This window comes from Streptomyces sp. AN091965 (assembly GCF_022698285.1).
Classification (GTDB): Bacteria; Actinomycetota; Actinomycetes; order Streptomycetales; family Streptomycetaceae; genus Streptomyces.
Genome location: NZ_JALDMY010000001.1, coordinates 1,056,204 through 1,078,165, shown reverse-complemented (window position 1 = coordinate 1,078,165; position 21,962 = coordinate 1,056,204). Strand labels below are relative to the sequence as shown.

Below are 21,962 nucleotides of genomic sequence, written 5' to 3'. Positions count from 1 at the left end.
CGCTGTCCCCTACGCCGCTAGAGCTGGCGCAGATGGTCCCGCAGGGAGCGGGCGACCTGCGCCATCAGGGCGTCGGCGCCTGGCTGGGCGGAGGCCGGGACCAGGGACTCGGTGAGGGCGGCGACGGCGAAGGCCTGGCCGTCGGCGTGCTCGACCACGCCGACCTCGTGGCGGAGGTTGAGGAGGGTGCCGGTCTTGGACGACCAGGTCGTCGCGTCGGAGCTGAAGTCGGGGGTGAGCCGGTGCCGGATCAGGTTGTTGCCCATGAGCTCGCGCACGCGCCCGGCCACCTCGGGGTGGATCGCCGACGGCGTCCACAGGGCCTGGAGCAGGTCGACGTAGGCGCGGGCACTGCCGGTGTTGGCGCGGGTGGTGTCGAGCTGCGGCAGCCGGTGGCCGCGGCCGCTGGTGCCCGCGTCGATGGCCAGGGCGTGGGCGAGGTGGGCCTGCGCGGCGGAGAAGCGCTCCGTGGGGGTGTCCGACAGCTCGCGGGTGTCGTGCCGGACGGCGAAGCCGCGCAGGCCGAGGTCGTCGAGGACGGCGGCGACCCGGGCGGGCGGGGTGAGGTCGAACAGCGCGTCGGCGGCCGCCCCGTCGCTCACGGACGTGCTCAGGTACAGCAGGTCGTCGATCGCGATGCGGGCGGGGTGACGGAAGCGGCTCACCCCGGTCGGGCCGGGCGTGGTGATCCGGCCGGGCCGCACGTCGAGCGCCGTCGCCCCGTCGAGCTCGCCGCGCCGGATGCGCTCCGCCGTCGCGAGGGCGAGCGGGATCTTGACCAGGGAGGCGGCGGGGAGCTGGGTGTCGGGTTCGAGGCCGAGCTCGTCACCGGTGTGCAGGTCCCGTACGAGGAAGCAGCCGTGCAGGCCGCCGTCGCTCAGCTCTTGGCGCAGCTCGCGCAGCAGCACCTCGGGGTTCACGTGGTCTTCCCTTCCGGGGGGAGCGGCCGGATGCCCGCGTTGCTCGTCCGGATCACCGGGGCGGTCGCCCGGGGCTCGGCGGTGGCCGCCCGGAGGTCCGGTGCGGCCGTCCGGGTCTCCGCGGGCTCCGCCTGGACGGCGGCGCCGAGGCAGCGCGTGATGGCTTCGCCCAGGCGGTCCTGGAGGTGCTGCGGGTTGCCCTCCGCCGCGGCGGCGAGCGCGAACCCCCGGCGGAGCGCGAGCTCGCCGATCGGCCGCCAGACCAGGCCGAGTTCGGCGGCCTGCGCGGGGGAGCAGAGCAGCAGGTCGCGCCCGCCCAGGGCCTCGGCGGCGGCGCCCGTCAGGTCGGCCGCGGCGACGAGCTGCGCGGGGCGCAGGCCCAGGGCGTCGCGCAGCCGGGTGAGCGGGTCGCGGATGTGCGGCACGTCGTCCTCGGGCTGGATCCAGACGCGGCGGGCCGGGCCGCTCGCGCCGCGGCCGAGCCGCAGCGTCTCCAGATAGACGCGCCGCACGCCGGGGTCGTGGGCCGTGGCGACGCCGAGCGGCACGGACCACGTGGCCTCGTCGGCGGGCACCGCGAGCAGCGCGGCCCGCACCTGCTGGGCGTGGAGCAGCTCCCGGCGCTGCGCCGGCGGGGCCACGCGCAGGTCGAGCGTCACCTCGTGCGCGCGCGCCTCGGCGACGAGCCGGGCCAGGGCGACGGTGGGGCAGATCCCGGGCACCGCGAGCCGCCACGGCTTGCGCCGTGCGGCCTCCGCCTCGCCGAGCAGCACGTCCGCGGCCTGCACGAGCTGCCTCGCCGTCGGCAGCATGTCCCGGCCGAAGGGCGTGAGGACGGCCCGCCGCGAGGTCCGCTCGAACAGCGGCTCGCCGAAGCGCTCCTCGAGCGCGGCGACGCGGCGGCTGGCCACCGGCTGGGACATGCGGGCCGCCGCCGCTCCCACGGTGAAACTGCCGCGCTCACTGACGCTGACGAACGCCCGGCACGCTCCTACGAGATCCACGCCCGCACCCTATGCCAGATCAGCATGGAACTGCGCACAAGCGTATTGGACCGCATGGGAACCCCCGGGCGAGGGTGGTCCCGGCACTGATCACCACACGCCGGAACGGGGCCGTGCCGCTCCGTTCCCCGTGCCCCGCGAGCGGGGCTCCCCGGAGGTTGACCATGCAGCACTCCCGCGTCCGGCGCGCCGCCCTCGGCGCCGTCGCCACCCTCGTTCTCGTCCCGCTCGTGGCCTGCGGCCAGGGCGACTCCCCGGCTTCGGCGGCCGAGCGGCCGACCGCGGACCGGAGCGAGAAGTCCGCGCAGAGCACCGGGAGGTCCGCGCCGAAGGCGGACGCCGCGTCGTACACCCGCGCGTTCAAGAAGCTGGAGCGCAGGTTCGACGCACGGCTCGGCGTGTACGCCGTGGACACCGGCACCGGCCGCGAGGTGGCGTACAACGACGGACGCCGCTTCGCGTACAACTCCACCTTCAAGGCCCTGGCCGCCGGGGAGACGCTGCGCAAGTACGCGCCGGACAAGATGGACCAGGTGGTGAAGTACTCCAAGGACGACCTGGTCACCTACTCGCCCGTCACCGAGAAGCACGTCGACACCGGGATGACCCTGCGCGCCCTGTGCGACGCGGCCGTCCGGTACAGCGACAACACCGCGGCCAACCTGCTGTTCGACAAGCTCGGCGGCCCCAAGGGCCTCGACGCCGCCCTGGAGCGGATCGGCGACCACGTGACCCGGATGGAGCGCGTCGAGCCCTTCCTGAGCCGGTGGGTGCCGGGCGAGAAGCGGGACACGAGCACGGCGCGCGCGCTGGCCAAGGACCTGCGCGCGTACGTACTCGGCGACGTCCTCGCCGCGCCCGAGCGCGCCCAGCTCGCCACCTGGCTGAAGACCAACACCACCGGCGACCACGTCATCAAGGCCGGGGTCCCCAAGAACTGGGTGGTCGGCGACAAGACGGGAACCGGCAGCTACTACGGCGCCCGCAACGACATCGCCGTCGTGTGGCGCCCCGGCGCCGCTCCCCTCGTCGTGGCGATCCTGTCGCACCGCGGCGACAAGGACGCCACCCCCGACGACAAGCTGATCGCGGACGCGGCGTCCGTGGTCGCCGACTCGATGGCGTAGCCGCCACCAGGGAGCCCTTGATGAACGACACCGAAGGCACCACCTACGGCCGCGCGGCCCCCGCCCGCAAGGCCCGCAGGACCCGCGCGGCCGTCGCGGCGGGCGTGGCCGTCGCCCTCGCCGCAGGTACCGCGTACGCGACCGACCTCGGACCCTTCGCGGCGAAGACGCCGAAGGCACCGAAGGCCGCGCCCGAGGCCGCCGCCCAGGCGCGGGCGTTCCTCGCCGACTGGTCGGCGGGCCGCCTGGCGCGGGCGGCCCGGCTGACGTCCAGCCCCGGACAGGCGGAGCGCGTGCTGCGCAACTTCACCACCGGCCTCGACATCGGCAAGCCCGCGCTGCGGGCGGGCGAGGCCACCGCCGACGAGGGCGGCACCGTGACCGTGCCCTTCACCGCCACGATGCCCGTCACCGGCCTCGGCACCTGGACCTACCGCTCCCGTCTTCCGCTGCGCGAGCGGAACGACGGCACCTGGGCCGTGGACTGGAAACTGTCCGTCGTGCACCCGAAGCTGAGCGACACGGAGAAGTTCCGCCTGGAGCGCGAGGACACCGGCGCCGCCAGAGTGAACGACCGGAGAGGGTCCGCACTCTCCGGCGACACCCACCCGTCCCTGGCGCCCGTCCTCGCCCAGCTGTCCGGCGCCGCCGGAGCCGGGCCCCGCGGTGCGATCCGGCGCGTCGACCGGACCAGCGGCGACGTCACCGGCACGGAGGCGACCTTCGGCGCGCGGCGCGCCCGCACCCCTCAGAAGCCGGTCGCCACGACCATCGACCCCGCCTGGCAGTCCGCCGCCGAACGGGCCCTCGCGGCCGGGGCCAAGGGCAAGGACGCCGCCCTCGTCGCCCTGCGCGTCGACAACGGCGAGATCCTCGCCGTCGCCAACTCCCCCGCCACCGGCTTCAACCGCGCGCTGTCCGGCACCTACGCCCCCGGCTCCACCTTCAAGGTCGTCACCACCAGCGCGCTGCTCCTCAAGGGCGCCCTCGCACCCGGCGACACCGTGGACTGCCCGCGCTACCTCACCGTCGGCAAGCAGTTCCACAACGTGGAGAAGTCCGAGCACCGCGGCGCCACCTTCCGCGAGGACTTCGCCGAGTCCTGCAACACCGCCTTCATCGGCCTGCGCGGCAAGCTCGCCGACGACGGCCTGGGCGAGGTCGCGCGGCGGTACTTCGGCATCGGGCAGCGCTGGCGCACGGGCGTGCCGTCCTTCGACGGGGCCGTGCCCGCGCCCCGGGACGAGACGGAGAAGGCCGCCGCCATGATCGGGCAGGGCCGCGTCCTGGCCAACCCGCTGGTGATGGCGTCGGTGACGGCCACCGCCGCCTCCGGTACCTTCCGCCAGCCCACCCTCACCCCGGGGCAGAAGGACACGACCAGGACGAAGGCCCTGCCGCGCGAGGTGGTCGGCGCGCTGCGGTCCCTGATGCGGACGACCGTCACCGACGGCACCGCCCGGGGCCTGGCCGCGCTGCCCGGCGCGGTCGGCGCCAAGACCGGCACCGCCGAGGTCGCCGAGGGCACCCCGAACAACGGCTGGATGGTCGCCCACCGCGGCAACGTCGCCCTCGCCGCCGTCGTCGAGAAGGGCCGCACGGGCGGGGCCTCCGCCGGGCCCGTCGTCAAGGAGGTGCTGGCGGCCGTCGACTCCGACCCCTCGTGAAGCGGTCGACTCCACCCCGCGTGAGACCGTCGACCCCGCCCCACGTGACAGGCGGCGGCCTCGCCCCCCCGTGACAGCCGTCGCCGCCGACCCCGCGTGACAGCCGTGTCAGCCGTCGTGTCAGGGCAGTGACAGAGGCGTGTCAGGCCCGGCCGCGACGGTAGGGGCATGAAGAGTTCGGCAATCGCAGTCTCAGGGCTGCGCAAGACATACGGCGACAAGGCCGTGCTCGACGGCATCGACTTCGACGTCGCGGCGGGATCGGTCTTCTCCATGCTCGGCCCGAACGGGGCGGGCAAGACCACGACGGTGAACGTCCTGGCGACGCTGGCGAGGCCCGACGCGGGGACGGTCCGCGTCGCCGGGCACGACGTGGCGACCGCGACCAAGCAGGTGCGCGCGGCCATCGGCGTGACCGGACAGTTCGCCGCCGTCGACGAGTTGCTCACCGGCCGCGAGAACCTGCGGATGATGGCGGACCTGAAGCGCGTGCGCTCCGGCCGCCGGGTGGTCGGGGAACTGCTCGACCGCTTCGACCTGGCGGAGTCGGCGGACAAGCTGGCCGCGACCTACTCCGGCGGCATGCGCAGGAAGCTGGACCTGGCGATGACGCTGGTCGGCAGCCCGCGGATCATCTTCCTCGACGAGCCGACGACGGGTCTCGACCCGCGCAGCAGGCGCACGATGTGGGGGATCGTCCGCGAGCTGGTGGCCGAGGGCACCACCCTCTTCCTCACCACCCAGTACCTGGAAGAGGCCGATCAGCTCGCCGACCGGATCGTCGTGCTGGACCACGGCCGCCTGGTCGCCCAGGGCACCCCCGAGGAGCTCAAGCGCCAGGTCCCCGGCACCCACGTCCGGCTCTGCTTCGCGGACCGGTCCGGGCTCGACGCGGCGGCGCGCGTCCTGGCCGGAGCCGCGCGGGACGAGCAGGAGCTGATCCTGCGGGTGCCGAGCGACGGCGAGTCGAAGTCGCTGCGGGCCCTGCTCGACCGGCTCGACCAGCACGCGATCAACGCCCAGGAGTTCTCCGTGCACACGCCGGACCTCGACGATGTCTTCCTCGCCCTGACCGGGCGCCCGAGCACGGAGGCGACCGCCAAGTGAGTACTCTCCCGACGGCCCTGACCGATTCGACGATCATGCTGCGCCGCAATCTGAAGCACACCCTGCGCAACCCGCTCGTGCTCTTCAACGCGGTGCTGTTCCCCATCGTGATCATGCTGTTGTTCGTCAAGGTGTTCGGCGGCGCGTTCGCGGTCGGCGAGGACTACGTCGACTACGCGACACCGGGCATGCTCGTGATGGCCGTCAGCTACGGCCTCGGCTCCACCGCGGCCGCCGTGCACGACGACATGGCGAAGGGCATCATCAACCGCTTCAAGGCCATGGACGTCTCCCGCGGCGCCGTCCTCACCGGCCAGGTCGTCGTCACCACCGTGCGCTGCCTGGTGGCCAACGCGGCCATCGTCGGGGTGGCCTTCGCCATGGGGTTCGACCCGGCCGCGAGCGCCCTCGACTGGCTCGGCGTGCTCGGCCTCGTCGTCCTGCTCACCTTCGGGGCCAGCTGGCTCACCGTCGCCCTGGGCCTGGCCGCCAAGAGCGCGGAGTCGGCGGGACTCGCCACCGTCCCGCTGATCATGCTGCCGTTCCTGAGCAGTGCGTTCGTCCCCGCGGACACGATGGGGGCGGGCGTGCGGCAGTTCGCCGAGTACCAGCCCTTCACCCCGATCATCGAGACGCTGCGCGGGCTCCTCGCGGGCGACCCGGCGACCGGCGACGCGCTCGCGGCCGTCGCCTGGTGCCTCGGCCTCGCCCTCGTCGGGTACGTGTGGGCCCTCGCCACGTTCAAGAAGCGAGCGTGACCTCCACCAGCCGGGACCAGCCGGTCCCCGCCGCCTCCCGGGCCGCCTCGGTGAACCGCGCGTCGCCGAGGCGGCTCCGCGCCGTCCGCTCGATCCGTACGACGTCCGGGTGGGAGCGGTCCGGCAGGCCCCGCACGTCCGCGCTCGCGGCGAGCAGGCGCGCCGCCTGCTCGTACGCGTCATGACGCAGCGCCAGGTCCGCGACCCCGACGAGCACCTGCGCGATCAGCGGCGCGTGCCCCGACTCGGACGCCGCCGCGCAGGCCGCCGCGCGGTGCGCCTTCGCCTCGTCGAGGTCGTCGGTCAGATAGGCGAGCAGGTCGTGCGTCACCGCACGGATGCTCGCCTGTTCCGCCTCCCGGCCGAGCACGGCCGTCACGGCGGCGAGGTGCTGCCGGGCCTCCTCGGCACGGTCGTCCCACCGGGCGAGCTCCGCCTTCGCGAGGGCCAGCAGGGCGAGCGCGCCCGGCCAGGTGACGCCCTCCGCGCACCGCTGCGCCTCGGCGAGGGCGGCCGCGCCCGCGGCCCTGTCGCCGAGCAGCCAGTACAACTGGGCCTGACGCGACCGCAGTCGGATGACGTCCTCCCCGGCGCCGACCTCGGTGACGACCTCGATGGCCTCCTCGTAGTACGCGCACGCGGTGGCGAACTCGCCGCGCACGGCCATCCGTTCGGCCAGCTCGCTCAGGGCGAAGGAGATCCCGAACCGCTCGCCGAGGGCCCGGAACTCCCCGAGCGCCCGCTCCAGATACGCGTCCGCGTCCTGCCCCTTGTGGCCGAACACGACCCGGAACTTGCCCAGGTGGAGCCGGGCGAGGGCGCGCACCCAGGGGTCCTCGTCGTCGAGCAGCGCCTCCCAGGCGGGCAGGAACGCGTCGGGCGCCCGCAACAGGCGTTCCATCGGGGCGACGAGCCCGATCGCCGGGTGGCGGTGCCCACCGGCCGGGGCGCTCCGGCTGAACCGGTACGCCTGGTGGATCCACTCCGCGGCCAGGTGCTCGTCGCCGAGGCCGGAGGTCACGAACATCGAGCCCAGGGCGTACACCGTGGCCCGGTACGTGTCGGTGACCTCGCCGGGCGTCCCGGTGGCCGCGGTGATCAGCTCCAGGCCCTCGGTCTTGTGCCCGCTGAGCCACCAGTACCAGCCCGCGCCCGCCGCGAGCCGCATCGCCGCCTGGGCCTCGCCCGCCGCGAGCGCGCCGCGCATCGCGGCACCGATGTCGTCGTGCTCGGCCCGCAGCACGGCGAGCCACTCCAACTGCTCGGCGCGGCGCAGATGCGGCTCCGCGGTCTCGGCGAGTCGGGTGCAGTAGGCCAGGTGCGCGAGGCGCGCCGACTCCGCCTCACCGGCCTCCGCGAGCCGGAGTCCGGCGTACTCCTTGATCGTGCCGAGCATGCGGTAGCGGGGGGCGTCGTCGCCCTCGGCGCGCAGCAGCGACTTCTCGGTCAGCGAGGTGAGCAGCTCCAGGACCTGCTCCGGCTCGACGGAGCCGACACCGTCGGAAGCGTCGGCGGGGTGGTCCGCGCAGACCTGTTCGGCCGCCTCCAGGCTCGCCCCGCCCGCGAACACCGACAGCCTGCGCAGGACCGTCCGCTCGGCCTCGGTGAGCAGCTCCCAGCTCCAGTCGACCACCGCGCGCAGCGTCTTGTGCCGCGGAAGGGCGGTGCGGCTGCCGCTGGTCAGCAGGCGGAACCGGTCGTCGAGCCGGTGCGCGAGCTGCTCGACGGACATGGTGCGAAGGCGGGCCGCTGCCAGTTCGATCGCCAGCGGCATCCCGTCGAGGGCCCGGCACACGCGCACCATGGTCGCCAGCGTGGCGGCGTCGGCCGCGAGGTCCCGGCGCACGGCTCCGGCCCGGTCCCGCAGCAGTTGGACGGCGGGCGAGGACGCGATCGCGCCCGGATCGGCGTCCGGATCCGGCAGGGCAAGGGGCTCGACCGGCCACAGCGCCTCCCCGGTGATGCCGAGCGGCTCCCGGCTCGTCGCGAGGATCCGCAGCCGCCGGCACTCGCCGAGCAGCCGGTGGGCGAACACCGCCGCCGATTCGATGACGTGCTCGCAGTTGTCGAGGATGAGGAGCGCGTCCCGCTCGCGGATCGCGGCGATGAGCCGGTCCGTCGGCTCCGCGTTCGGTGCCTCGCCGAGCAGGGTGTCCCGCAGGTCGAGCGCGGCGAGCGTCGCCTGCGCCACGTCCCCGTCCGCGCCGATCGCGGCGAGCTCCACCAGCCAGGCCCCGTCCGGTACGTCGCCGAGCAGCGTGCGCGCGGTCTCCGCGGCAAGCCGGGTCTTGCCCGCGCCCCCCGGCCCGATCAGGGTGGTCAGCCGGTGCTCGGCGACGAGTTCGCGGACCGCGGCGACGTCGGCGCCCTTGCCGACGAACGTGGTCAGCTCGGCGCGCAGATTGGTCCTGCGGCCCGCTTCGGCCCGCTCCCGCTTCCGTTCGTCGCGCCCGAGCTCGCCCCGCAACAGCGCGACGTGCAGCGCGGCGAGGTCCGGCGAGGGGTCGACGCCGAGCGCGTCGGCGAGGGCCTCCCGCGCGTGCTGGTACGCCTGGAGCGCCTCGCTGTCGCGACCGGCCGCGACCAGGGCGCGCATCAGGGCGGCGACGAGCCGTTCGCGCACCGGGTGCGCGGCGACCAGGTCGGTCAGCTCCGTGACCAGCTCCGCGCCGTGCCCGAGGGCGATCTCCGCGTCGACGCACTCCTCCGTGGCGCTCAGGCGCAGCGCTTCGAGCCGGACGGCCGCGGCATCGCACGCCTCGCTGTCCTGGAGGCCGATGTCCTGCAGGGCCGCGCCGCGCCACAGGCCGAGGGCCTCGCGCAGCAGCCGCACCCGCCGGGAGGCGTCCTCGGCGCGGGACTGCCCCGCGCCGACGAGGCGTTCGAACCGCACGGCGTCGACGGCGTCGGGCTCCACGCGCAGCCGATAGCCGTCGGGCTGCCCCTCGATCACCCCGTCCGGGAGCAGCTTCCGCAGCCGGGACACCAGGCGTTGCAGGGCGTTCGTCGCGTCGGCGGGCGGGCGCTCCCCCCAGATCCAGTCGACGAGCGACGCCTTCGGGACCACGTGGCCCGGCTTGAGCGCGAGGGCGACCAGCAGCCCGCGCAACCGCGCGCCCGGTACGTCGGCCAAGACGCCGTCGTCCGTGCGAACCTCCAGTGGACCCAGCATCCTGATCTGCACCCGCTGATTTTGCCATGCGCTCGACTGTGCGATGCGTGGCCCCGTGGTGCGGATCACCGGCCTCGGCCGGAGCCGGTCACCGTGCCGGCGCTCGCCCTGGTGTCGTGCCGGGCTGGTCGCGGCGGTTGTCGGAAGCGGCCCTCCGCGCCGAGTCGGCGACCTCCTGGTCGACGGCCCGCTGCTCGCGCTTGTCGCGGGCGTCCGCACGGCGCAGGGCCGCCGCGCTGCGGTGCAGTTTCGCCTCGCTGGCGGCGATCAGGGCATGGGCGCGGGCGATGTGCTCGTACGACCGCTGCCGCTGGCTGGGCGTCGCCTCGTGCAGGGCGCGCAGGTGCCGGTCCACCACCTTCTCCCGGGCGTCGAGGCCCTGTTCGCGCGCGTCGGCGTCGGCTTCGCGTGCGTCGGCCGCGGCTTCGCGTGCGTCGGCGGCGACCTCCCGTGCGTCGGCCGCGGCCTCCCGTGCGTCTGCGGCGGCTTCGCGTGCTTCCGCGTCGGCCTCCCGCGCGGCGGCGCGTACGCGCTCGTCCGCCGCCTCTTCGTGCTCGCGCAGAAGGAGGTGCCGCCGCTGGGGCCCGTCCTCGGGCCCCTGCGGCCGGCCGGCCGTCGCCCCCCTGTCCACACGGTAAGTATGCGGTGTTCCGGCCCGGGGGAGAAGCGGACGGCTGCCTCCCGCCGGTGCCGCGCGGGCCGGGTCAGCGGGCCAGGGCCGCCCGCGCGGCGGCCACGGCCTGCTCCGCGTAGCCGCGCCCGAACAGCACGGTGTGCACGAGCAGCGGGAAGAGCTGGTGCAGGCCGACGCGGTTCCGCCAGCCGTCGGCGAGGGGCGCCACCTGCTGATAGCCGTCGAGGATCCGCTCCAGGTGCGGGCAGCCGAAGAGGCGCAGCATCGCGAGGTCGGTCTCGCGGTGTCCGCCGTGGGCGGCCGGGTCGATCAGCCAGACGTGTCCGTCGGCGCCCCACAGGACGTTGCCGTTCCACAGGTCGCCGTGCAGCCGGGCGGGCGGTTCGGCGGGCCCGGCCAGCTCCGGGACGCGTGCGCAGACGCGCTCGACCACGGCGGCTTCGGCGGGCCGCAGCGTGCCGTCGTCCACGGCGCGGCGCAGATAGGGCAGTACCCGGTGCGCGGCGTACCAGCTCGGCCAGTCGGCGCCGGGAACGTTGCGCATGGGGGCGAGCCCGATGTACGCGTCCTCGGGCCCCGTGGGCGGCGGGGAGCCGAAGGCGGGCGCGCCGGTGGCGTGCAGGGCGGCCAGGTCCCGGCCGAACCGCGCCGCCGCGTCGGCGCTCGCCCGGCCGGGCGGCACGCGATCGATCACCAGCCACCCTCCCTCGTGGCCGTGCACGGTCGGCACGCGCACGGTCCCGGTGGCGGCGAGCCAGTGCAGGCCCGCCGCCTCGGCCCGCATCGCGCCGGGCACGTCGTCGTGCTTGACCACGACCACCCGCCCGCCGTCGAGGACGACTTCGGTGAGCGCTGCCGACAGCGGCCGCTCGGCGGTCGCCGCGTGCCCGGTGAGCCGGGCCGCCACGGCGCCGGGGCCGTGGCCGGGGTCAGGGCGGGTGCTCATGGGGCTCCAGGGTGCTCGGGCGCGGGCCGCCGGGTCCGCGTCGACCGGTTCTGCGTCGACCGGTTCTGCGTCGACTGGTTCCGCGTCGACCGGGTCCGCGGCGTCGGGGTGTGGGGCGCCGCGCGCTGCCGCAGCACCGTGGTGGCGACCTCCACGAACTCGGCCACCGGCCCCTCGCAGCCGCCCTCCGGCACGGCGAGGCACGTCTCGACCGGCGGGGCGTCCGTCACGGGCACGTGGACGAGGTCGGGCCGGGGGTAGGACCGCGCGACGCTCAGCGGTACGAGCGCCACGCCGTGCCCGGCGGCGATGAGCTCGAACTTCTCCTCGACCGACGACGTCCGCCGCCGCTGCGCGTCCAGGACCGGCTCACCTTCGAGGTCCACGGAGAGCAGCTCCGCGCGCCGGGCGAGGCGGTGCGTCACGGGCACGCAGGCGACCCGGGGCTCGCGTCCGATGGGGACGACGCACAGCCCCGCCGTGTCGAACGGCCCGCGCAGATAGCCGACGTGGGCCCGGCCGTCCCGCAGTGGGGCCTCGCCCTCCCACCAGCGCGACGGGACGAGGTCGACCTCCAGGTCCGCGCGGCGCGCCGTGAACGCGACGATCGCCTCGGACACGTGCAGTCCGGGCGAGAAGGCGATGACCAGCCGCTGGACCCCTCGGTCGGCGTCCCGCACCCGCCGCAGCGCCGCCTCGACGGACGCGGTGAGCCCGCGCGCCTCCTCGTGGAGTTGCCGTCCCGCTGCGGTCAGCTCCACGCTGCGCGTCGTACGGACGAAGAGCGCGCAGCCCAACTCCTGCTCGAAGGCCCGGATCTGGCGGCTGAGGACGGGCTGGGCGATGTGGAGCCGCTCGGCGGCCCGGCCGAAGTGCCGGTGGTCCGCCACGGCGACGAAGTAGCGGAGCTTGCGCAAGTCAAGATCCATACCCTGAGCGTATCAATCGTCAACAGAAGGTATTGGACGCCGCGTTCGGCCGCGCCCGAGACTCGACGCATGATCGTCATCACCGCCCCGACGGGGAACATCGGCAACCAGGTCCTGCGCACCCTCCTCGACGAGGCTCCGGCGCACGGCGAGGAACTCCGCGTCGTCGTACGGGACCCCGCCAAGCTCTCCGGGCCGCTGCGCGCACGCGTCGAGGTCGTGCCCGGCTCGCACCGCGACCCCGAGGTCGTCGACCGCGCCTTCGCCGGTGCGGACGCGGTGCTGTGGATCGTCCCGCCGGACCCCGTGGCGCCGACCCTGGAGTCCGCGTTCACCGGGTTCACCCGTGCCGCCGCGCGGGCGTTCACGGACCACGGCGTGCGGCACGTGGTCGGCGTCTCGGCGCTCGGCGGCGGCACGCCCCTGGCCGGGCGCGCCGGACTGGTCACGGCGTCGCTGGCCATGGACGACCTCATCGCGAGCACGGGCGTGGCCTACCGGGCGCTCGCCTGTCCTTCGTTCATGGAGAACCTGCTGGACGAGGTGGGCTCGCTTCGGGACGAGGGGGTCTTCAGCGACACCTCCGACGCCGACCGCAAGGCGCCCTCGGCCACCACCCGGGACATCGCGGCGGCCGCCGCCCGCCTCCTGCTCGACCGGTCCTGGTCGGGCACCGGCGAGGTGCCGGTCCTCGGCCCGGAGGACCTCTCGCCGAACGACATGGCCCGCGTCCTGTCCGAGACCCTCGGCCGACCGGTCCGCTACGAACGGCGGTCGTACGACGACCTCGCGGCCGAACTCACCGGCCACGGCCTCGGCGACGCGTTCGTCCAGGGCCTGATCGAGATGAAGCGCGCCAAGGAGGAGGGCCTCGACGACGGCGTGCCCCGGACCCCGGCGACCGCGAGCCCGACGACCTTCCGCGCCTGGTGCGAGCTGGTGCTGCGCCCGGCGATGGCCGTCTGAGACCCGCCGCCGGCCGGACCCACGCGCCCCGTCGCGTACGGGACCCCTCCCGAACCCCGCGCAGGACACTGCCACGGCGCATCCGGACGAGGAACGGAGCCCGACGGCGGACGCCTGCCGGAGGGGGGCAGGCGTCCGCCGTCGGGCTCCGTCGCCCGCGTGCGCCGACCGACGACGTCGAGATGGGGCGGGCGGAGCGATGGCGGTTTCCCGATTACGGACCGACGCGGTGACGAAGGGCAGCCTCGGCCCGGCCGTCATCGCCGAGCTCAAGGCGCAGCTGTGGCCGGTGGACTGCCAGAGCTGCGGCCGTCCGCTCGGGCGGTGGACGGCGGCCGCCCTCGAGGTGGCGGCACAGGACGCGGTCGCCGCCGCCGCGCTGCACCATCCGCGCTGCCGCCGCCCCGGCTGGCAGGACCGCCCCATCGGCACGTCCACCGAGCGGCCGCTCCTCTCCTGGCGGGCGGGTTGCACCCTGCTGCCCCCGGGCGGTGTGCCGACCTTCCTGGTGAACCCGTCGTACGAGTGCGCGCTGCTGCGCCGGACGCGGGACGGCGGCTGGCGCGTGGCCACGCTGGACCCCTTCGTGTCGCTGGGCCTCGCCCTGGACTTCCCGTCGAGGAGGCCGCCCGCGGTCCCGGCCCTGTCCGCCGCGATCGACGGGGACCGGATCTCCGTCGACGTGCGGCACGACGGCGGCGTCGTCCACGCCTGGCACGACGTCCCGATCGGCGCCGACGTCGCCGCCGCGGTGCGGGAGTCGGGGGAGGTCCTGGTCGCCGTGACGACGCTCCTCGACGTGGGCCGGCCGTTCCCGCTCGACGCGCTGCTCACGCTGCTCGGCGGGCGCAGGGTGGCGCTCGGCCCGGCGCGGCTCTCCGCCCTGCGCTTCTCCCGGTCCGCCCAGGCGCTCGCGGCCGACGACTTCTCCGCGGACGTGCGTCGCAGTTCCTTCGCCCTCGCCTACGGTCTGATCAGCCTGTCCCGGCCGCCCCAGGACGCCGTCGTCGCGGCCGCGTTGGCCCTGTGCGAGGGCAACGAGAGACCGGTGCGCAGGCTGCGCGGCCGGGCCAAGCTGACCGCGCTGTTCCTGGTGAGTCATCTGTACGCGCTCGGCTCACGGGACGCCGGGCCCGCGGTCCACCGGGGCGGCGGTGTCCACGTCGTCGCGCCGGACGTCCACCGCGCCAAGGAGTACGTCGACTTCTTCGCCCCGCTCCTGGAGCGGACGAGGGCGATGACGGTCGCCCGCCTCGGTGCCGAGCCGCTGTCGCCGGAGGGCGGCGAGGCGTATCTGGCGGACATCGTCATCGGCACGGCCGAGGAGTTCGCCGCCGCCTGGAACGCCTACCGCGACGCGGGCCCGGACTTCGCCCCGCACGCCGCCCGCGGCCATCTGGCCCTGCTCGTCGAGGGAGGCGCAGCGGAGCCAGGACCCGAGGCGTTCACGCGCCGCTACCCCAGGCTGGCCAGCGTGTGAGCGGGGGCGTCGCGGTGGTCGTTCATGAACTTCCCCCGGAACAAGGGACCTTCAGCTGAGACCAGGAAGAGGCCCTCGTATCGCGCCCGCCGTGAGTGAGGTTAGCCTTACCAAAGAAGTTCCCCCAAGGTGCGGGCCTTGGATGATCATTGCGACTGTATTAGGTTAGGCTTACCTAACCGATACGGGGGGAGTCGCCCATGCCTGACCACATACCCGGCGCCCGCGCCGCGCTCGCCGACAGGACCGCCCTGGTCACCGGGGCGGGACAGGGCATCGGCGCGGCGGTCGCCGAGGCGCTGGCCGCCGAGGGCGCCCACGTGGTGGCCACCGACCGCGACGCCGACGGCGTCAAGGAACTCGCCGCCGCCTGGGCCGCCGACCCGGCCCGGTGGGGCGGGGGCGCGGGCACCATCACCGCCCAGGTCATGGACGTCACCGACGCCGCGTCCGTCGAGGCCGTGGCCGCCGACACCGAGCGCGCGCACGGCCCGGTCGACATCCTCGTGAACGTGGCCGGAATCCTCCGCCCCGGACCCGCCGCCGAACTCACCGACGCCGACTGGGCGGACACCTTCGCCGTGAACACCGGCGGCGTCCTCCACACCGCACGCGCCGTCACGCCCCGCATGGCCGCGCGCGGCCGGGGCAGCGTCGTCACCGTCGGCTCCAACGCCGCCGGGGTGCCCCGCACCGGCATGGCCGCCTACGCCGCGTCCAAGGCCGCGGCCGCCATGTACACCAAGTGCCTCGGCCTGGAGCTCGCCCGCAGCGGCGTGCGGTGCAACGTCGTCGCTCCCGGCTCCACCGACACCGCCATGCAACGCGCGCTGTGGACCGACGAGAGCGCCCCCCGTCGGGTCATCGACGGCGACCCCGCCACCTACCGCACCGGCATCCCGCTCGGCCGCATCGCCGAGCCCCGGGACATCGCCGATGCCGTGGTCTTCCTCGCCTCCGACCGGGCCCGCCACATCACCATGCAGGAGCTCTACGTCGACGGCGGCGCCACCCTCCGCTGACGCCCCACCGCCCGCAACACCCCTTCGCCGCACCCGCACCCGCACACCCATCGCGTCCGTACGCCCGCACGCCCACGGACCGTGAGAGAAACGGAGACCCTCGTGTCGACGGCACCCGATGTCGCCCCGCACGTCCCGGCCCCGACCACCCCCACCGGGGCGCTGGACCAGGCCCGCCGGGCGGTGGAGGCCGACCCGGACCACCCCGCCGTGGGGGCCGCCACCGCGCTCCTCGCCGACTACGCGCCGGGCGCCCGCTTCCTCGGCACCCCGACCCGGACCCTGCTCGGGCAGGGCGTCCACAGCGAAGTGCCGCACGACGGGAGACCGTTGGCCGCGCGCGTCGCGCACACCCTGGCCGCCGCCCGGGAGGCGGGCGTCGACGCCCCGGTCGTCATCGGCGCCGTGCCCTTCGACCAGGAAGCTCCGGCGGCGCTCGCCGTGCCCGCCGCCCTGCACAGCGCGCCGCCGCTGGCCGCCGACCCGCTCATCGCCCTGCCCGCCCAGGCCCCGGCCGCCGTCGACTGGCGCATCCGGCAGGTGCCCGCGCCCGGGCACTACGGCAAGGCCGTCGCCGCCGCCGTCGACCGCATGTGGCGCGGCGAGTTCAGCAAGGTCGTGCTCGCCCGCACCCTCGAACTCGACGCCCCCGACAGCGCGGAGCCGGTCGACGTCGCCGCGATGCTCCAGCGCCTGGCCCGCCGCGACCCCAGCGGCTACACCTTCGCCCTGCCCACCGGGCCCGAGCGCACCCTCATCGGCGCGAGCCCCGAACTCCTGGTGTCCCGGCGCGGCCACCAGGTCGTCGCCAACCCGCTCGCCGGGTCCGTCCCGCGCAGCGCCGACCTGGCGGAGGACGTGCGCCGCGCGGCGGCCCTGCTGCGGTCCTCGAAGGACCTGCACGAGCACGCCGTCGTCGTCGACGCCGTCCACCAGGCGCTCGCCCCGTACTGCGCGGACCTGACGGTCCCGGCCGCGCCCACCCTGATCCGCACCGCCGCCATGTGGCACCTGTCGACCACCGTCACCGCCACCCTCGCGACGCCGGAGACCTCCGCGCTCGAACTCGCCTGTGCCCTGCACCCCACCCCGGCCGTGTGCGGCACGCCGACCGCCACCGCCCGCGAGGTCATCCGCGAGAGCGAGCCCTTCGACCGCGGGTTCTTCACCGGCATGGTCGGCTGGGGCGACGCCTCGGGCGACGGCGAGTGGGTCGTCACCATCCGCTGCGCGGAGGCCGAGCGCACCTCCCTGCGCCTGTACGCGGGCGCGGGCGTCGTCGCCGCGTCCGAGCCGGAGGCCGAGACCGCGGAGACCGCCGCGAAGTTCCGTACGTTCCTCGCCGCCGTGGGAGCCGAGCTGTGAGCACCGACACGCCCCTGACCGCCCGGTCCCTGGCGCCCACCTGGCCCGAGGAGTTCGCCGCCCGCTACCGCGCGGCGGGCTGGTGGCGCGGCGAGACCTTCGGGGGCATGCTGCGCGAGCGCGCCGCCGCCCACCCGGACCGGATCGCGATCGTCGACCCCGCCACCGACCGCCGCTGGACGTACGGCGAGCTCGACGCGCGCGCCGACCGGCTCGCCGCCGGAATGCTCGCCCGCGGCATCGTGCCCGGCGACCGCGTCGTCGTCCAGCTCCCCAACATCGCCGAGTTCTTCGAGGTGGTCTTCGCCCTCTTCCGGATCGGCGCCCTCCCGGTGTTCGCGCTGCCCGCGCACCGCGAGACGGAGATCGCCTACTTCTGCCGCTTCACCGAGGCCGCCGCCTACGTCATCGCCGCCGAGCACGGGGGCTACGACTACCGCGCGCTCGCCGCCACCGTCCGCGCCGAGGTGCCGACGCTGCGGCACGTGTGGGTCGCCCAGGGCGAACCGGGGCGGTTCACGCCCCTGGACGACGTACGCGCCGACACCGGCGGCCCCGTGGACGTCACCGGGCCCGCGCCGCAGGACCTGGCCTTCCTCCAGCTGTCCGGCGGCAGCACCGGCGTGCCCAAGCTGATCCCGCGCACCCACGACGACTACATCTACTCCCTGCGCGGCTCCAACGAACTGTGCGGCGTCGACGAGCACAGCGTCTATCTGTGCGTGCTCCCCGCCGCCCACAACTTCCCGCTGTCGTCGCCCGGAACGCTCGGCGCGCTGTACGCCGGGGCCCGTGTCGTCCTCAGCCCGCGCCCCGACCCCGAGACCGCCTTCTCGCTCGTCGCGGCCGAAGGCGTCACCCTCACCGGGCTCGTGCCGCCGCTCGCCCTGCTGTGGACCCAGGCCGCCGCCACCACGGCCCACGACCTGAGCAGTCTCGACGTCCTCCTCGTAGGCGGCGCCAAGTTCAGCGAGGAAGCCGCCCGGCGCGTCCGCCCGTCCCTCGGCTGCACGCTCCAGCAGGTCTTCGGCATGGCCGAGGGCCTGGTCAACTACACCCGCCTCGACGACCCCGAGGAGGTGATCGTCACCACTCAGGGCAGGCCGATCTCCCCGGACGACGAGATACGCGTCGTCGACGACGAGGACAACGACCTGCCGCCCGGCTCCACCGGACACCTCCTGACCCGCGGCCCGTACACCATCCGCGGCTACTGGAACGCCCCCGAGCACAACGCCCGTTCCTTCACCGCCGACGGCTTCTACCGCACCGGGGACATCGTCCGTCTCACCGACACCGGCCACCTCGTCGTCGAGGGCCGCGCCAAGGACCAGATCAACCGCGGCGGCGAGAAGATCGCGGCCGAGGAGGTCGAGAACCACCTCCTGGCGCACCCCGCCGTCCACGACGCCAACGTCGTCGGCGAACCCGACCCCTACCTCGGCGAGCGCACCTGCGCCTATGTGATCCTGCGCCCCGGAGCCGAGCCGCTGAAGCCCGTCGCCGTGAAGCGCTTCGTGCGCGAGCGGGGCCTCGCCGCGTACAAGGTCCCCGACCGCGTCGAGTTCGTGACCGCCTTCCCGCACACCGGCGTCGGCAAGATCTCCAAGAAGGACCTCAGGGCGGCCGCCGCCGACCGGCCCGCCGTGCCCTGACGGGACCCCGCTCCTTCGTACCCGACCCACCGATTCGCACCCCACCCGGACGGAACGCACCGCACCATGGCCCTGCCCCGCATCGCCCCCTATCCCCTGCCCACCGCGGCGGACCTGCCCGCCAACCGCGTCGACTGGACGGTCGACCCGGCCCGCGCCGTGCTCCTCGTGCACGACCTGCAGAACTACTTCCTGTCCGCGTACGACACCGAGGCCGCACCGGTCCCCGAACTGCTGCGCAACGTGGGCGCCTTGAAGGAGCGCGCGGCCGCCCTCGGCATCCCCGTCGTCTACACCGCGCAGCCCGGCGGCCAGACCCCCGCCGAACGCGGCCTCCAGCAGGACTTCTGGGGCCCGGGCCTGCCCGACGACCCGCAGGCGGCCGCCATCGCCGGGCCCGTCGCCCCGGGCCCCGGCGACCAGGTCCTCACGAAGTGGAAGTACAGCGGGTTCGTGCGTACGTCCCTGGCCGACGACCTCCGCGCCCAGGGCCGCGACCAGTTGGTGATCGTCGGCGTCTACGCCCACATCGGCGTCCTGATGACGGCGTGCGACGCCTGGATGCGGGACATCCAGGCCTTCGTGGTGGCCGACGCCGTGGCCGACTTCTCCGCCGACGACCACGCGATGGCCCTGCGCTGGGCCGCGGGCCGCTGTGCCGTGGTCACCACCACCGACGAGGTCCTTGCCGTGAACCAAGGCTCCCCCAAGGGGAGTTAAAAGAATTCCCACTGGTCTACACCTTGACTGGTATAGACCAAGCCGGGTTGACTGCGCCCCAGTCCGTCTCGACCCCCCAGCGTGGCTCGCTGCCGCATCGAGGAGTGATGAGATTGAACGAGCGCAAGCCGAAGAGAGGCGTCGCCGCCCGGGTCCGCGCACGCGCGCGGCGGCTGCGGCCGTTGCTCGCGGCGTCGGCCGCCACCGGCGTCGCGGCCCTCCTGGCCACCCTGATTCCCACGTCGTCGGCGGCCGCCGCCCCGGCCGCGGCACCCGCCTGCGCCGGCGCGTGGGACTCCGGCGCCGTCTACACCAACGGCTCCACCGTGTCGCACGGGCAGCGCAACTGGCAGGCCAAGTGGTGGACCAAGGGCGAGACCCCCGGCACCACCGGCGAGTGGGGAGTCTGGGTGGACAAGGGGGAGTGCGGCACCGGAGGCGGGAACCCCGACCCGAGCGGCTTCATCGTGAGCCAGGCCCAGTTCGACCAGATGTTCCCGAACAGGAAGCCCTTCTACACCTACCAGGGCCTGGTCGACGCGCTGAAGGCCTACCCCGCGTTCACCAAGACCGGCAGCGACACCGTACGCAAACGGGAGGCCGCGGCCTTCCTCGCCAACGTCAGCCACGAGACCGGCGGGCTCGTCCACGTCGTGGAGCAGAACCAGGCCAACTACCCGCACTACTGCGACAAGACCCAGCCCTACGGCTGCCCCGCGGGCAACGACGCCTACTACGGCCGCGGCCCCATCCAGCTCAGCTGGAACTTCAACTACAAGGCCGCGGGCGACGCGCTCGGCATCGACCTGCTGAACAATCCGTGGCTGGTTGAGCGCGATCCGGCCGTCGCCTGGCAGACCGGCCTGTGGTACTGGAACACCCAGAAGGGCCCGGGCACCGTGACGGGACACCAGGCCATCGTCGACGGCCACGGCTTCGGCGAGTCGATCCGCAGCATCAACGGCACCCTGGAGTGCAACGGCGGCAACCCCGCCCAGGTGCAGAGCCGCATCAACCGCTACAAGGAGTTCGTCCAGATCCTCGGCACCACCCCCGGCGACAACCTGAGCTGCTGACACCCACCCGAGCCGCCGGGCCCCGCCACGAGGGGGCGCGGCGGCTCGGGCGCTGAGGGGGCGCGGCGGCTCGGGCGCGCGCCGGCACCTTTCCGTCGTTCTCCGCGCGTTCGCCCGGTGAACGGGCCGCCGTGCACCCATACTGTCCGCCGTGCGAGTTGCGATGATGACAGCGGGCTCACGGGGTGACGTCGCCCCGTTCACCGGACTCGGCGCCGGACTGGTCCGGGCCGGACACGACGTGACCCTGGTGACGCACGCCCTGTTCGAGCCCCTGGTGCGGGGCTCCGGCGTCCGCTTCCACCCGCTGCCCGTCGACCCGCGGGCGGAGCTGCACTCCGAGCGCGGCCAGGGCCTGCACCGCAGCGGCACCGGCGCGGGCAAGCTGCTGCGCGCCATGGCGATGGGCAGGGCCGTCGTGGGCCGGTTCACCGACAGCCTCATCGAGGTGGCGCAGGGCAGCGACGTCCTGGTCCTTGGCGGTGTGGTGGCCCCCCTCGGCTGCGCCGTCGCCGAGGGCCTGAAGCTGCCGAGCGTCGGCGTCAACCTCCAGCCCATGCACGCCACCCGAGCGTTCGCGCCCCCGCTGGCCACCGTGCGCTCGCTCGGCCCGGTGGGCAACCGCGTGGCCGGGCACGCGGTCACCGCCCTCATCGAGCAGATCTTCACCCAGGCCGCCCGCGAGGCCCGCCGCCGGCTGTGCCTTCCGCCGCTCGGCGTCGCGGCCGCACGCCGCGCCCGCGAACAGCGCGGCTGGCCGGTCCTGTACGGCTTCAGCCCCCGGGTCGTGCCCCGGCCCGCGGACTGGCGCCCCGGCCTGGACGTCGTCGGCTACTGGTGGCCGCACGACCTCCAGGACCGACTGCCCGCCGAGGTGGAGGACTTCCTGGCCGCGGGCGCCCCACCGGTCTACGTCGGGCTCGGCAGCGCCACCGTCCCCGACCCCGCCCGCCTCTGCGGCCAGGTCGTCGGCGCCCTGCGCGCGGCGGGCCTGCGCGGCGTGATCCAGCGCGGCTGGGCGGGCCTGTCCGCCGACGGTGACGACATGCTCACCATCGACGACGTCCCGCACCGTCTGCTCTTCCCGCGCACCGCGGCCGTCGTGCACCACTGCGGCGCGGGCACCACCGCCGCGGGCCTGCGCGCGGGCGTTCCCGCCGTGCCCGTCCCCATCCAGTTCGACGAGATGTTCTGGGCCGACCGCCTCACCGCCCTGGGCACGGCCCCGTATCCGCTGCCCCTGCGCCGACTGAGCAGCGAGCGCCTCGCCCACGCCCTCATCCGGGCGACGGGCGACCCCCGCCACCGGGAGCGCGCCCAGCTGCTGGCGGGCCACCTCGCCACCGAGGACGCCGTCGCTCCCGTACAGGCCCTGTTGCGGCGCATCGAGAGCGGCGCGTGCCTGTCGTAGCGC

18 protein-coding genes are annotated in these 21,962 nt (G+C 74.8%); 12 read left to right on the top strand and 6 right to left on the bottom strand.

The annotated features are described in order from the left end of the window. Window positions 1-17 precede the first annotated feature (17 nt). On the bottom strand, window positions 18-920 hold the full coding sequence (locus MQV74_RS04040; RefSeq protein ID WP_242714626.1) for a serine hydrolase: 903 nt from the start codon (window positions 918-920) through the stop codon (window positions 18-20). Next, window positions 917-1,924, bottom strand: coding sequence for a LysR family transcriptional regulator (locus MQV74_RS04035; protein WP_242714625.1), 1,008 nt, complete (start codon window positions 1,922-1,924; stop codon window positions 917-919). Before MQV74_RS04035 ends, MQV74_RS04040 begins: the two co-directional genes overlap by 4 nt. Window positions 1,925-2,088: 164 nt before the next feature. On the opposite strand from MQV74_RS04035, the gene bla reads away from it, so the two are divergent. The 4 genes from bla to MQV74_RS04015 all read left to right on the top strand — a co-directional run bounded on the left by bla (window position 2,089) and on the right by MQV74_RS04015 (window position 6,583). Continuing rightward, entirely contained in the window at window positions 2,089-3,051 is a 963-nt protein-coding gene (gene bla, locus MQV74_RS04030; protein ID WP_242714624.1) for a class A beta-lactamase, read from the top strand. 20 nt (window positions 3,052-3,071) lie between these two features. Beyond that, window positions 3,072-4,718: a penicillin-binding transpeptidase domain-containing protein gene (locus tag MQV74_RS04025; protein ID WP_242714623.1), complete on the top strand. Its 1,647-nt coding sequence runs from the start codon at window positions 3,072-3,074 to the stop codon at window positions 4,716-4,718. Between the two features lie 168 nt (window positions 4,719-4,886). After that, window positions 4,887-5,825, top strand: a complete 939-nt coding sequence (locus MQV74_RS04020) for an ATP-binding cassette domain-containing protein (protein WP_242714622.1) — start codon at window positions 4,887-4,889, stop codon at window positions 5,823-5,825. After that, window positions 5,822-6,583: an ABC transporter permease gene (locus MQV74_RS04015; RefSeq protein ID WP_242714621.1), complete on the top strand. Its 762-nt coding sequence runs from the start codon at window positions 5,822-5,824 to the stop codon at window positions 6,581-6,583. The genes MQV74_RS04020 and MQV74_RS04015 overlap by 4 nt, the downstream gene beginning before the upstream one ends. Here MQV74_RS04015 and MQV74_RS04010 read toward each other — a convergent pair. The 4 genes from MQV74_RS04010 to MQV74_RS03995 form a co-directional block, all read right to left on the bottom strand. Beyond that, a complete protein-coding gene (locus tag MQV74_RS04010; protein WP_242714620.1) occupies window positions 6,567-9,767 on the bottom strand; it encodes a BTAD domain-containing putative transcriptional regulator in 3,201 nt (1,066 codons plus the stop codon). The genes MQV74_RS04015 and MQV74_RS04010 overlap by 17 nt on opposite strands. Window positions 9,768-9,843: 76 nt before the next feature. Further along, on the bottom strand, window positions 9,844-10,386 hold the full coding sequence (locus MQV74_RS04005; RefSeq protein ID WP_242714619.1) for a hypothetical protein: 543 nt from the start codon (window positions 10,384-10,386) through the stop codon (window positions 9,844-9,846). A 73-nt stretch (window positions 10,387-10,459) separates the two neighbouring features. Next, window positions 10,460-11,335 (bottom strand): fructosamine kinase family protein, encoded by an 876-nt coding sequence (locus MQV74_RS04000; protein ID WP_242714618.1) that lies wholly within the window; start codon window positions 11,333-11,335, stop codon window positions 10,460-10,462. Then, window positions 11,332-12,264, bottom strand: coding sequence for a LysR family transcriptional regulator (locus MQV74_RS03995; RefSeq protein WP_242714617.1), 933 nt, complete (start codon window positions 12,262-12,264; stop codon window positions 11,332-11,334). The genes MQV74_RS04000 and MQV74_RS03995 overlap by 4 nt, the downstream gene beginning before the upstream one ends. A 69-nt stretch (window positions 12,265-12,333) precedes the next feature. Between MQV74_RS03995 and MQV74_RS03990 the strand changes: the two genes are divergently transcribed. From MQV74_RS03990 to MQV74_RS03955, 8 genes are all read left to right on the top strand, one after another. Then, a complete protein-coding gene (locus MQV74_RS03990) occupies window positions 12,334-13,230 on the top strand; it encodes an NAD(P)H-binding protein (RefSeq protein ID WP_242714616.1) in 897 nt (298 codons plus the stop codon). A gap of 229 nt (window positions 13,231-13,459) precedes the next feature. After that, the gene (locus MQV74_RS03985; protein ID WP_242714615.1) at window positions 13,460-14,710 is read left to right on the top strand and encodes a hypothetical protein; all 1,251 of its coding nucleotides are present in this window, start codon (window positions 13,460-13,462) and stop codon (window positions 14,708-14,710) included. 200 nt (window positions 14,711-14,910) lie between these two features. Then, window positions 14,911-15,732, top strand: coding sequence for a 2,3-dihydro-2,3-dihydroxybenzoate dehydrogenase (locus MQV74_RS03980; protein ID WP_242714614.1), 822 nt, complete (start codon window positions 14,911-14,913; stop codon window positions 15,730-15,732). 162 nt (window positions 15,733-15,894) lie between these two features. After that, complete coding sequence (dhbC, locus tag MQV74_RS03975; RefSeq protein ID WP_242728500.1) at window positions 15,895-17,097, top strand: isochorismate synthase DhbC; 1,203 nt, start codon at window positions 15,895-15,897, stop codon at window positions 17,095-17,097. Beyond that, entirely contained in the window at window positions 17,094-18,752 is a 1,659-nt protein-coding gene (locus tag MQV74_RS03970) for a (2,3-dihydroxybenzoyl)adenylate synthase (protein ID WP_242714613.1), read from the top strand. Before dhbC ends, MQV74_RS03970 begins: the two co-directional genes overlap by 4 nt. Window positions 18,753-18,818: 66 nt before the next feature. Further along, complete coding sequence (locus MQV74_RS03965) at window positions 18,819-19,472, top strand: isochorismatase family protein (protein WP_242714612.1); 654 nt, start codon at window positions 18,819-18,821, stop codon at window positions 19,470-19,472. Between the two features lie 107 nt (window positions 19,473-19,579). After that, window positions 19,580-20,548 carry a glycoside hydrolase family 19 protein gene (locus MQV74_RS03960; RefSeq protein WP_242714611.1) on the top strand — a complete coding sequence of 323 codons (969 nt, stop codon included), beginning with the start codon at window positions 19,580-19,582 and terminating at the stop codon, window positions 20,546-20,548. A 166-nt stretch (window positions 20,549-20,714) separates the two neighbouring features. Continuing rightward, window positions 20,715-21,959, top strand: coding sequence for a glycosyltransferase (locus MQV74_RS03955; protein WP_242728499.1), 1,245 nt, complete (start codon window positions 20,715-20,717; stop codon window positions 21,957-21,959). The last annotated feature ends 3 nt before the right edge of the window (window positions 21,960-21,962 follow it).

Coding starts and splice junctions, on each gene's coding strand:
- bla (WP_242714624.1), top strand. CDS start 2,089: ATGCAGCACTCCCGCGTCCGGCGCGCCGCCCTCGGCGCCGTCGCCACC.
- MQV74_RS04025 (WP_242714623.1), top strand. CDS start 3,072: ATGAACGACACCGAAGGCACCACCTACGGCCGCGCGGCCCCCGCCCGC.
- MQV74_RS04020 (WP_242714622.1), top strand. CDS start 4,887: ATGAAGAGTTCGGCAATCGCAGTCTCAGGGCTGCGCAAGACATACGGC.
- MQV74_RS04000 (WP_242714618.1), bottom strand. CDS start 11,335: ATGAGCACCCGCCCTGACCCCGGCCACGGCCCCGGCGCCGTGGCGGCC.
- MQV74_RS03995 (WP_242714617.1), bottom strand. CDS start 12,264: ATGGATCTTGACTTGCGCAAGCTCCGCTACTTCGTCGCCGTGGCGGAC.
- MQV74_RS03990 (WP_242714616.1), top strand. CDS start 12,334: ATGATCGTCATCACCGCCCCGACGGGGAACATCGGCAACCAGGTCCTG.
- MQV74_RS03980 (WP_242714614.1), top strand. CDS start 14,911: ATGCCTGACCACATACCCGGCGCCCGCGCCGCGCTCGCCGACAGGACC.
- MQV74_RS03965 (WP_242714612.1), top strand. CDS start 18,819: ATGGCCCTGCCCCGCATCGCCCCCTATCCCCTGCCCACCGCGGCGGAC.
- MQV74_RS03960 (WP_242714611.1), top strand. CDS start 19,580: ATGAGATTGAACGAGCGCAAGCCGAAGAGAGGCGTCGCCGCCCGGGTC.
- MQV74_RS03955 (WP_242728499.1), top strand. CDS start 20,715: ATGACAGCGGGCTCACGGGGTGACGTCGCCCCGTTCACCGGACTCGGC.